Consider the following 11489-nt stretch of genomic DNA (forward strand, 5'->3'; position numbering starts at 1 on the left):
ACGTGGATAGTAAGCGTGCGTGGTTGGTTTGGGGTGTTGGAGTTTTTGCCTACCTGATTGCCGTTACCCAGAGGACTTCCTTCGGCGTAGCGGGTCTGGTGGCCACTGACCGATTTGGGGCCACTGCGGCGGCTTTATCTGCCTTCACGGTGATCCAGCTCGTTGTATATGCCGGGCTGCAAATCCCGGTTGGCGTCCTCGTTGACAGGTTCGGTCCCCGCATCATGATTGCCACAGGCGCTGCCCTGATGGCCGTGGGGCAACTGCAATTGGCGGCTGCTTCCTCCATTCCCGCAGGTGTTGTGGGGAGAATCTTTGTTGGTGCCGGTGACGCCATGACCTTCATTGCCGTGATCCGGCTCGTTCCCTTCTGGTTCTCTACACGAAAAGTTCCTCTCCTGACCCAGCTGACAGGTCAGCTGGGTCAATTTGGGCAGCTCATCAGCATTGCCCCTTTTGCTTTTGTGCTCCATGCTGCCGGGTGGAGCCCGGCCTTCGCGGGCTTGGCCGCCCTGGGAATACTGGCCTGTGTGCTCGCTTTTGCGCTAGTGCGCAACGCGCCCCTGGGCGCAGTGAGTGCTTCCTCGCAGCAGGGCTTGAAGGAATCAATGTCAGACCTGGCCACCGCCTGGCGGCAGCCCGGTACAAGGCTGGGCATGTGGAGCCACTTCGCAACCCAATTTTCCGGCACGGTCTTTGTTCTCACCTGGGGATACCCCTTCTTGGTCTCGGGTCAGGGCCTGGACACTGGCACCGCCAGCGTACTGCTGAGCCTGTTCGTTGTGGTCGGGATCGTGTGCGGTCCCTTCCTGGGCAGTTGGGTGGGGAAACATCCGCTACGCCGCTCCACCATGGTGCTGGCTGTGACCTTTGCCATCGTCGCCGTCTGGGCTGCCGTGTTGCTGCAGTCCGGGCCCTCCCCGTTGTGGCTGTTAGTCGTGTTGGTGTTGGTGCTGGCAGTGGGCGGGCCCGCTTCGATGATCGCTTTTGATTTTGCCCGGACCTTTAACCCCTCCCACCGGGTGGGCACGGCCACTGGCATTGTGAATGTGGGTGGTTTCTTCGCAGCGTTGGTGACCATGTATATGGTGGGGCTGATTCTTGACCTGCTCAATGGAACGGGCTTTTCCCCGGAGGGGTTGTATTCTCTCGATGCGTTCCGGGTTGCGTTCTCTTTCCAATTCCTTGTTCTCGGAATCGGCATTGCCGCCGTCATTACTAGCCGCCGAAAAGTACGGCGAACCATGGCCGAGCGCGGAGCAGTGGTTCCGCCGCTGCGCGTTGTCCTAGCCGATAGCCGCCGCCGCCAGCAGCAGTACAAAGCCGAACGCCGTGATGAGAAGAACCACCGCAAGTCCTAGCCGCCACTGTGAGAAGTTCACCACGGGCTTGCTGACCAAAGCGCCTGTTATCCACAGATTGAGCGGTTTGCGGTCAGCGCTCTGGAATCCAGATCACCTGGGGACCAGTCTTGGACCATGAATAAACCACTAGAAACCATCAAAGTCAGTGCCGGCGAAGACCTCCTGGCATTCATTCCTCACATGGTGGGGTACTGGCCCGATGCCAGCATTGTCGCCATTTCCATGCTGGGCAAGAAGCTGCGAGCCACCATGCGTCTTGACCTTCCACCCGATTCATCCAGTGGCAAGGAAGTCGGGCGCTTTGCCGCCATCGCAGCGACCCAGCTGGCTAATGACAAGGGCGCCGATGGTTCTTTAATTGCTATTTTCGGTAGACAAGATTGGCGCGTGCCCGGCGGGCTGCCTCAAGCGCAGTTGTACAAGGCATTGCGCAAGGCGTTCGAAGCGCAAGGACTGCCCGTGAGGGACGCATGGTTTATTGGTACGGAGCACTGGCGATCCCTCGAATGCACGGACGCCCGGTGCTGCCCGTGGCCAGGAAAAGAGAATCTCTGCATCAAAGAAAGCTTTGTCAACGCCGAATTCATCTTTCGCGGCAGCGTAGTGGGGCGGGCCCCCATGGAACAAGTGCGTGAGTTAATAGCGGTGAGAGACCCGGAGTTTGCTGCCTCAGTGGCCGCCGCCGGCGTCGTTGGCGGTGAAATTCTAGCGGGGAGCATGGTCATTAATGGGTGTGGGGTGCAGCAATTGACGGCCACCTTGCAGGCGTGGGCGTTCAGTCTGGAACTATGGCCAAAACCGCCAGATCCACACATGTGTGCCTTCCTGCTTGCCGGGCTGGCCAATCACAGTGCGCGTGACGCCGTCATGGTGCTCCTCGCCACCACCGCCGAGTATGCTCTGGCAGGTGCCGCTGGTATGAGTTTGGTGGGGCCAGACACGGAACCGATTATGGTGGCCAAGAATTGGTACGGTGGAAATCAAGCTGCCGGGCGGCCTTTGAACGTTGATTGCCTCAGCGATGATCACCTAGTTGAGGCGGCCTACAATTTCAGCAATATCCTCATCGGAGCAAGTGAGCCCAGAATCCCGGGCGAGGAGCCTCGCGTCCTAGATTGGGCTCGGCTTGACAAGGCGGAGCGCTTCTTGCAATTTCTGGCACAGGCCAGTGATGACACTGACAAAGCGCCCGTGCTGTGCATTTTGGGATGGATCCAATGGTGCAAGGGCCGGGGCAGCTGGGCTGGACAATATTTCCAGGCCTGCATGGACTACCAGCCCGGGTACCGGTTAGCGTCCCTTCTTGAGCAACTACTTTCCGCCGGTCACGTTGCCGAGTGCGCCAGGAATCCAAAAACTGCCTGGCACCGAGACAACCAGGACAAAGAAACTGATCTCGACGAGGCCGCATAAGCGGGTTGTGATCTTTATTGCACACCAGCATCGCCCTAGAGCGTGGCGTGCGCAAGATGGTAGTGCAAAATCGTGAGACACTGGATGCAAGACCCGGTGGGGTCCGTGTTGATGCATTCATTTTTAGTTGATTGTGCCGAAGATAAAAATCATTCGGACGGCGGGAACAATGCCGTGTTGCGGGGAGTTATACCCTGTGACCCTTCAAGAAAATGTGATGCGCTTACCAGCGCGGACTTGACAGGGTCATAGTGGTGTTGCCCGACGGTAACTCCACAGACCGCCGTAAGAAAGGTTTTCTGTGTCTGCTACTGCTAAGAGCAACGTCTCCACAACTAAGGAGACTGAGGATCCCACCTCGTCAGCAACCGTGCCCCTGACGCCAGCACAGAAGCGTGCTGCCACCATGGCTGCAAAGAAAGCAGCCGCAGCCGAGGCTGCTGGCGCAGAGCCCGCTACTGGTGCCACGGCTGCACCCAAGAAGGCCGCTCCGGCCCGCCGCGGCAAGGCCAAGATTGAAGAAGAGGCTGCCGCCGAAGATCCGATGGATGAAGACGAGCAGGAAGAAACTGCTAAGGAACGTCCCGTCGCCACAGGTACCGGATTCGTATATTCGGACTCTGATGATGATGACGCCCCCGTGCAGCAAGTCATGTCCGCAGGCGCTACGGCTGACCCTGTTAAGGACTACCTCAAGCAAATCGGTAAAGTTGCCCTTCTCAACGCTGAGCAGGAAGTTGACCTGGCTCTGCGCATTGAAGCAGGACTTTTCGCCACTGAAAAGCTCAAAGAGGGCCGCGAGGCCATGGACGCCCAGCTCAGGCGCGACATGGACCGCATTGTCCACGACGGTGGCATTGCCAAGAACCACCTGCTGGAAGCTAACCTGCGCCTAGTGGTATCCCTGGCCAAACGCTACACCGGCCGCGGAATGCTCTTCCTGGATCTGATCCAGGAAGGAAACCTGGGCCTGATCCGTGCCGTCGAGAAGTTCGACTACACCAAGGGCTTCAAGTTCTCCACCTACGCCACCTGGTGGATCCGTCAGGCCATTACCCGCGCAATGGCGGATCAGGCTCGTACCATCCGCATCCCGGTGCACATGGTAGAAGTCATCAACAAGCTGGCACGCGTGCAGCGCCAGATGTTGCAGGATTTGGGCCGCGAACCCACACCTGAGGAACTGGCCAAGGAATTGGACATGACTCCTGAGAAGGTTGTTGAAGTTCAAAAGTACGGCCGCGAACCCATCTCCCTTCATACCCCGCTGGGTGAAGACGGTGACTCCGAGTTCGGTGACTTGATTGAAGACTCCGAAGCCGTGGTACCGGCAGACGCAGTCTCCTTCACCCTGTTGCAGGAACAGCTTCACTCAGTTCTGGACACCCTGTCCGAACGTGAAGCTGGCGTCGTCGCCATGCGCTTCGGCCTGACCGATGGCCAGCCGAAGACTTTAGATGAAATTGGCAAGGTCTACGGTGTGACGCGTGAACGCATCCGCCAGATCGAATCCAAAACCATGTCCAAGCTGCGCCACCCGTCACGCTCACAGGTTCTGCGCGACTACCTGGACTAGTCCCCAGTTCCTCCCAAGCATTGGCTCGCAAGCGAGCCGATGCTTGGGGCCCTCGGAACTGTGGGCCCACCCGTCTGCTCCTAGTGAGCGCCGGGTGTGGATGAGGACATAAGAGAAGGGCCCCGGATCTTCCGGGGCCCTTCTCTTATACCGATTCTGTTCAGGCAGGTGTCCTAGTCGATCGAAACGGGCGCCTTTTCGTGCAGGCGGTTGGTCTCGTCGTGCCACTGCGAAGCGAGAGGCTTCAAAGTAGCTTCTACTGCCCGGGCGTGGTGGCCGCAAAAACGCAGCTCACCGCCGGAGGACTCCAATGTTACTCGCACATAAGCTTGTGCGCCGCAACGGTCACAACGGTCAAGGGTAGTCAGTTCTAGGTTGCTGACGGTCGTGGTGGTCATGATGGCCTCCTTAATAAGTTCTTGTACTTTATACAACCACCAATGGGGCGCTGTGCTTCCATCGACGTGGGGTACTTTCGCTAACCGCGTATCCCGATGGAAGTCTCTTGGCCCGGCCAGCCTGTAACCACAACGCCGCGCCAGCCATTAACCTTAGTAATTGTTAGGCCAAGCAAACCTTGAAGGAGTATGTCCACAGTGGCACGCCAAAGTTCCGATTACAGCGCACGCCATCTCTCCGTCCTGGAGGGGCTGGAGGCTGTGCGCAAGCGTCCCGGCATGTACATCGGGTCCACCGACTCTCGCGGTCTCATGCACTGCTTGTGGGAGATTATCGATAACTCCGTGGATGAGGCGCTGGCCGGATACGGTCAAAACATCACTGTCATCCTGCACAAGGATTCCTCGGTGGAAGTGCATGACGACGGCCGCGGCATTCCCGTGGATGTGGAGCCTAAGACCGGGCTGACGGGTCTGGAAGTTGTTCTGACGAAACTTCACGCCGGAGGCAAGTTTGGTGGAAGTTCCTACGCTGCTTCTGGTGGTCTGCACGGTGTGGGTGCCAGTGTTGTCAACGCCTTGTCCTCACGCATGGACGCCCAGGTGGATCGTGGTGGAAAAACCTACCAAATGAGCTTCCGTCGCGGGGAACCGGGCCACTTTAAAGACCCCGGAAAGTCCCTCAGCCCTGATGTGGCTTTTGCGCCCTTTACCGAGGCCTCCAGCCTCGATGTTGTGGGCACCACCAAGCGCGGGGTGACAGGCACCAGGATTCGGTACTGGGCGGACCGGCAGATCTTCACAGCGGATGCCAAGTTCTCCTACGACGAACTTGTGGCACGTGCACGGCAGACCTCCTTCCTGGTGCCGGGCTTGAAAATCAAAGTCATTGACGAACGCCGCCTCGCTGGGACACCGGGGGAGTTTGCCACGCATGAGGAGATCTTCCACCACGACGGCGGCCTGTCCGAGTTTGTTGACTTCCTCTCCGTTGGCGGGGCGGTCACGGATATTTGGCGTCTGCAAGGTCATGGCACCTTCACCGAAACCGTTCCCGTTCTCAACGCGGAGGGGCGTCTGGAAAGCACTGCGATGGAACGCGATTGCGAGGTGGATATTGCTTTGCGCTGGGGGGTGGGCTACGAGACCACCATGCGCAGCTTCGTGAACATCATTGCCACACCCAAAGGTGGCCGGCACCAGGAAGGCTTTGAGCAGGCGCTGCTCAAAACGTTCCGCAAGGTCATTGAGGCCAATGCGCGAAAGCTCAAGGCAGGCAACGACAAGATCGAAAAGGACGATGTTATGGCCGGTCTGACGGCCGTCCTGACGGTCCGGCTGGCAGAGCCCCAGTTCGAAGGCCAGACAAAAGAAATTTTGGGGACCCCGGCCGTCAAAGCCATTGTGGCCAAGGTAGTGGAGAAGGCGCTCAAGGAAAAACTCGACTCCACGGCACGCGGGGAAAAAATCCAGTCCGCGCAGCTGTTGGAAAAAGTGGTTTCAGAAATGAAGTCACGCATCTCCGCCCGGGTCCACAAAGAAACCCAGCGGCGCAAAAACGCCTTGGAAACATCCTCCCTACCCACCAAGCTGGCGGATTGCCGCAGCACCGATGTAGCCAAGAGCGAGCTCTTTATTGTGGAAGGGGACAGCGCACTGGGTACGGCCAAAATGGCCAGATCCTCCGATTTCCAGGCTCTGCTGCCCATCCGAGGCAAGATCCTGAACGTGCAAAAGGCCTCGGTGGGAGACATGCTGGCCAACGCCGAGTGCGCAGCCCTAATCCAGGTGGTTGGAGCCGGCTCAGGACGCAGCTTTGATTTGGCCGCAGCACGTTACGGGAAGGTGATCCTGATGACGGATGCTGACGTTGACGGCGCACATATCCGGACACTCCTATTGACCTTGTTCTTCCGTTACATGCGCCCCATGGTCGATGCCGGAAATGTGTATGCCGCTGTTCCGCCGCTCTACCGGGTGGAGGTCATCAACGCAGGCGCCAAAGCCAATGAAATGATCTACATTTACTCTGAGAACGAACTGCATAAGCTCCTCGCCAAGCTGGAAAAGGCAGGAAAGAGCCACAAGATCCCTATTCAGCGCTACAAGGGTCTGGGCGAGATGGACGCTGACCAGTTGGCCGAAACCACCATGGATCCTCGCCACAGGATGCTGCGACGGGTCACAAGCGCCGACGCCGACCGTGCCGAGCACACGTTTGAACTTCTCATGGGTTCAGAGGTGGCGCCCCGCAAGGAATTCATTGTTGCAGGTAGTGAACAGTTGGATCAGGGACGCATTGACGCCTAGCCCCACCTTGCACTAGCCCCAACCCCGCAGCGGCTCGCACCACCTGGCATTAAGGCGCCCTGCGCCGCTCTAGGCCAGAATGCCGGGAACCAGCAGGAGGGCTGTGGGAATGGCCAGGAGCATGAGCGCCCCGGCGATGATCAGTACCTGGCGGCCCGTGGCCAGGGCTGGGGCGGGGGCCAACAATTTACTCAGGCGGGCCGAGGTGGTGGTGGGCGTGTCGATTTGGCTTGCGTTGTCCGCCATCAGCGTATCGGCAGGCAGCTGGGCTGAACCGCTGGCTACCAAGGCGATGGCCGTGACCAAGGTGGCCTTGTCCACGGAACGCAAGGCTACGTCGTCGGCCATGATCTCAATCAGGGACGAAACCGCCTGCTGGGCCAGCTTCGAGGTGGGTAGCCAAGGAAGTGCCGAACGCCATGCGGCGAAGGCCCACAACAGCAGGTGGTGGCGCTGTAACAGATGAGTCTGCTCATGGAGCAGAACCGCATGCAACTCCTCAGGTGAGAGCAACTCAAGGAGACCCTCCGAGAGCACGGTAACGGAGCGTGAGCCCCCTGGCAGGCAATATGCAACAGGGGCCTGATGATTGATGACGAGCGTGTCGGGGCGGTCGGTTGACGGTGAACTGAGCAGGTTCAACAGGTCCCGGTGCCTGCTGCGCTGGCGCTGGATGCGGTAGTAGGTCAGCCACAGCGTGAAGACCAAATGGGCTGAGAGTAGGGCCGCCGCACTGAGTGCAAAAGCGTGGATTAATCCCAGTGTGTCAAGGGAATCCCGGCCCAGCAAGATCCGGGCCAGTCCGTGCAGCCCGCTGGCCAGGTTCTCACCCAGGGGCACCAAACCCCAGCAAAGCATGGCCCCAATCATGGACAGGCCACCAGCAAGGGCTATGGACTGCCACAACACCATGGCGGCAAAAGGTGCCCGGGCAGGCCATGCCGCGCGGGAAAGAAAAACAGGCACCGGCCACGCCAAGGCTATAGCCAAGGCGGCAAGGAACCAGGAGGTCCAGAACATGTTCTACAACTTACCGTCTCTGGCTTGCACAGGGTACTGCGCCAGTGGGCTCCACCAGTGCGCTCAACGAGCTCTGTCAAGCACTGGGCGTGGCAAGTGCGCTTAGTAGATGCAAATGTTAGGGACGTCCCAGAAGGGTGCGCAGTGTCTGGGCCTCGCCGGGACTGACGGTACCGATGAATCGCGCCAAAACGGCTTCGCGGTCCGGGGCGGAGCCCAATACTTCCAGCATGAGTTCTGCGGTGTGTTCTTCGCGACTTGTGACAGCGCGGTAGCGGTGCGGTCGTGAAGCCCTTTCGCGCTCAACCAGGCCCTTTTTTTCCAGCCTGGACAGCACCGTCAGCACTGTGGTGACGGCCAACGGGCGTGACTCTGCATTGTCATCCGTGGTCCGCTGCGAGAGTAAATCCCGCAGAATATTAGCTGTTATGGCTTCCTGATGCTCCCACAGCAGGTCCATGACAGCTCTTTCCAAATCCCCAAGCGTTGCCATTCAAATCCTCTACTTCACTGCAGTCATCAAAACACGTAAGAGTACGCCAAATATACGTACATCACTAAATATACAGCTTTTGACAGCAATGTTCTACACAAGGTAGAAATAGAAGTTCTACAAGATGTAGAACGTGCTGGATAGTCTGAATATTTTTCATGGACGAGGGGAAACATAGTGGAAGCTCTGGACATTGCCAGGTGGCAGTTCGGAATAGTGACCGTGTACCACTTCCTAATGGTGCCGCTGACCATCGGCTTGGGTACTTTGGTGGCCATTTTGCAGACACGCTGGCACAAAACCGGCAACGAAGCCTATCTGCGCATGACAAAGTTCTGGGGCAAGCTCTTCCTGATCAATTTCATCATGGGCGTGGCCACCGGGATCGTCCAGGAGTTCCAATTCGGCATGGCGTGGAGCGAATACAGCCGCTTCGTCGGTGACGTGTTCGGGGCGCCCCTGGCCATGGAAGCCCTGCTGGCCTTCTTCGTTGAATCAACCTTCCTGGGCCTGTGGATCTTCGGCTGGAAGAAGCTTCCCCCACGCATTCACTTGGCCTGCCTCTGGATCGCCGTTGCAGGATCCATTGTTTCGGCATACTTCATCCTCGTGGCGAACTCCTGGATGCAGCACCCCGTAGGTGTGGAAATGCTCAACGGGCGCCCCGTCATGGTGGACGCCTGGGCTGTCTTCACCAACAACACCGCACTCGTGGCCTTCTTCCACACCATTACTGGCGCTATGGCCGTGGCCGGCGGCTTCCTCCTCGGTATCTCCTGGTACCAGCTGTGGCGCCGCCGCAAGGACGGCATTGACACCGTGGATGCCACGGGACGGGTCATTGTGGGCGAATCAGCCACCATACCGGGCCGAGACAAGAAGGATCATTCGGTGTGGATCAAATCACTGCGCTTCGGTGCCGTGGTTGCCATGATCGCGTTTGCCGGGTCCGCCGTCTCCGGTGACTTGTCAGGAAAGCTGATGTTTGAGCAGCAACCCATGAAGATGGCAGCCGCCGAGGCTGCCTGCCATGACGGAACCAGTTTCTCCATCCTGTCCCTTGGTGACGTTGGAAGCCGCGACTGCTCCGAGGTTGTGGCCGTTATGGAAGTGCCAGGCCTGCTCTCCTTCCTGGCTCACAACGACTTCACCACCGAGATCAAGGGCGTGAACACTCTGGTACCCGAGTACCAGGCCAAATATGGCAAGTACCTTCCCGATGATCCGATGTACGGTGACCGGGCCGGCCGAGAGATCAACTACGTTCCGGTCATGCCCGTCACTTACTGGGGCTTCCGCATGATGATCGGCTTTGGCGGGCTTGCTGCGGCCGCCGCTGCCGTAGCCCTGTGGGCCACCCGCAAGGGCACCGTTCCCAAGTCCAAGGCCCTGATGCGCCTTGCCCTGATCGGCATCCTTGCGCCCTTTGGCGCCAACGCCGCCGGCTGGATCTTCACCGAAATGGGCCGCCAACCCTTCGTGGTGGCACCCAACCCGTCCATGAGCGGCATCGATCAAGTGTTCATGTTCACAGCCTCGGCCGTTTCCCCTGGCGTCTCGGCCGGCGAGGTGATCTTCTCCCTCGTGGCACTGACCACCGTGTACGCCGTGCTGCTGGTAGTGGAAGTGGTCCTGCTGACCAAGTACATCCGCGGCGGCGTGGTCTCGGCCATGCCGGAACTGGACCAGACCAAAAAGACGGACGACGGCGGCACCGGCCCAGGCGGGGAAGCGGACGACGATGTGCTTGCGTTCGCGTACTGACCTCCAGGGCACCAACACCGTGCCCGCGCCCCTGACTTGCTGCTGAAGCCAAAGGACTAATGATGGATTCTCTTCCCACTTTGTGGTTCATACTGATTGCCGTGCTGTGGATCGGCTACCTCTTCCTTGAAGGATTCGATTTGGGTGTTGGCATACTCATGAAGACCTTCGCCCGCGGCGAAAAGGAACGCCGTGTCCTGCTCAACACCGTGGGGCCTGTCTGGGACGGCAACGAGGTGTGGCTGCTCACTGCCGGCGGCGCCACCTTCGCCGCATTCCCGTTCTGGTATGCCTCGCTGTTCTCGGCACTGTACATTCCCCTGGTGTTCGTGCTGATAGCGCTGATCTTCCGCGCCGTGGCCTTTGAATACCGGGGCAAAGTCCACTCCGATATGTGGCGGACGGTCTGGGACTGGGCCATCGCCCTAGGCTCCTTCGTTGCTGCCTTCGGCATCGGTGCCATGCTGGCCTTGACCACCACCGGCCTGCCGCTGAACGCGAATGGCGACCGCGTAGGAGGGCCCTTCGCCTGGTTCACCTGGTACGCCGTGATTGGTGGGCTCGCCGTAGTGGGCTTCGCTATCATCCACGCCGCAGCGTTTGTTGCCCTGAAGACCGACGGCGAGATTCGCCACCGCGCCCGCCGATTGGTGGGCCGGTGGATGCCTGTGGGACTGGCGCCGATGGCGGTGTGGGCCATTGCGGTGGCCCTGGAGAACGGCAAATGGTTTAGCTGGCTTTTGATCGCCGTAGCCGTTGCGTGCGCCGTAGCCTCCTGGATGGCCAACAAGGCAGGCCGTGAAGGCCTCAGCTTCCTGGCCATGGGCGGGTTCCTGCTTGCAGGTGCTACCGCAATCTTCAGCGCCGCCTACCCCGTAGTGCTGCCGTCCACGCTGGATCCGCTGTGGAACCTGACAGTGGAGAACGCCTCTTCCTCAAGCTACACGCTGGGCCTGATGTCCATTGTGGCGGCCGTGGGAGTCCCGCTGGTGTTGGCCTACCAAGCGTGGACGTACTGGATCTTCCGCAAGCGCATCACCGTGGCTCACCTGCCCGAACCGCACGAGTTCGGTCCCGCCGTCGGATACGTTTCTGTTGGATCCACCAGCGAGCCCCACTTCGAGCACACCACAACTGGCGGAGATTCCTAG

At 59.3% G+C, this 11489-nt stretch carries 9 protein-coding genes; 6 read left to right on the forward strand and 3 right to left on the reverse strand.

Annotated elements, in window-relative coordinates; genetic code table 11:
• Nucleotides 1–2 precede the first annotated feature (2 nt).
• The 3 genes from RY113_RS14035 to RY113_RS14045 all read left to right on the forward strand — a co-directional run bounded on the left by RY113_RS14035 (nucleotide 3) and on the right by RY113_RS14045 (nucleotide 4353).
• Nucleotides 3–1361: an MFS transporter gene (locus tag RY113_RS14035; RefSeq protein WP_315915053.1), complete on the forward strand. Its 1359-nt coding sequence runs from the start codon at nucleotides 3–5 to the stop codon at nucleotides 1359–1361.
• A gap of 117 nt (nucleotides 1362–1478) precedes the next feature.
• On the forward strand, nucleotides 1479–2777 hold the full coding sequence (locus RY113_RS14040; RefSeq protein WP_315915054.1) for a DUF4192 domain-containing protein: 1299 nt from the start codon (nucleotides 1479–1481) through the stop codon (nucleotides 2775–2777).
• A 301-nt stretch (nucleotides 2778–3078) separates the two neighbouring features.
• Nucleotides 3079–4353 (forward strand): RNA polymerase sigma factor, encoded by a 1275-nt coding sequence (locus tag RY113_RS14045; RefSeq protein WP_110106077.1) that lies wholly within the window; start codon nucleotides 3079–3081, stop codon nucleotides 4351–4353.
• A gap of 173 nt (nucleotides 4354–4526) precedes the next feature.
• Here RY113_RS14045 and RY113_RS14050 read toward each other — a convergent pair whose 3' ends face one another.
• Entirely contained in the window at nucleotides 4527–4751 is a 225-nt protein-coding gene (locus tag RY113_RS14050) for a hypothetical protein (RefSeq protein ID WP_110106078.1), read from the reverse strand.
• 189 nt (nucleotides 4752–4940) lie between these two features.
• On the opposite strand from RY113_RS14050, the gene RY113_RS14055 reads away from it, so the two are divergent.
• Nucleotides 4941–7061, forward strand: coding sequence for a type IIA DNA topoisomerase subunit B (locus tag RY113_RS14055; protein ID WP_110106079.1), 2121 nt, complete (start codon nucleotides 4941–4943; stop codon nucleotides 7059–7061).
• A 69-nt stretch (nucleotides 7062–7130) separates the two neighbouring features.
• On the opposite strand, the gene RY113_RS14060 is transcribed toward RY113_RS14055, so the two are convergent.
• Both RY113_RS14060 and RY113_RS14065 read right to left on the reverse strand, forming a co-directional pair.
• Nucleotides 7131–8081 carry a M48 family metalloprotease gene (locus RY113_RS14060; protein WP_315915055.1) on the reverse strand — a complete coding sequence of 317 codons (951 nt, stop codon included), beginning with the start codon at nucleotides 8079–8081 and terminating at the stop codon, nucleotides 7131–7133.
• A gap of 118 nt (nucleotides 8082–8199) precedes the next feature.
• Nucleotides 8200–8574: a BlaI/MecI/CopY family transcriptional regulator gene (locus RY113_RS14065; protein ID WP_110106081.1), complete on the reverse strand. Its 375-nt coding sequence runs from the start codon at nucleotides 8572–8574 to the stop codon at nucleotides 8200–8202.
• A gap of 177 nt (nucleotides 8575–8751) precedes the next feature.
• Here RY113_RS14065 and RY113_RS14070 point away from each other — a divergent pair, with 177 nt between their 5' ends.
• Both RY113_RS14070 and cydB read left to right on the forward strand, forming a co-directional pair.
• Nucleotides 8752–10338: a cytochrome ubiquinol oxidase subunit I gene (locus RY113_RS14070; protein ID WP_315915056.1), complete on the forward strand. Its 1587-nt coding sequence runs from the start codon at nucleotides 8752–8754 to the stop codon at nucleotides 10336–10338.
• A gap of 62 nt (nucleotides 10339–10400) precedes the next feature.
• The gene (cydB, locus tag RY113_RS14075; RefSeq protein WP_315915156.1) at nucleotides 10401–11489 is read left to right on the forward strand and encodes a cytochrome d ubiquinol oxidase subunit II; all 1089 of its coding nucleotides are present in this window, start codon (nucleotides 10401–10403) and stop codon (nucleotides 11487–11489) included.

The sequence above is a fragment of the Arthrobacter sp. lap29 genome, assembly GCF_032458965.1.
Lineage (GTDB): Bacteria > Actinomycetota > Actinomycetes > Actinomycetales > Micrococcaceae > Specibacter > Specibacter psychrochitiniphilus.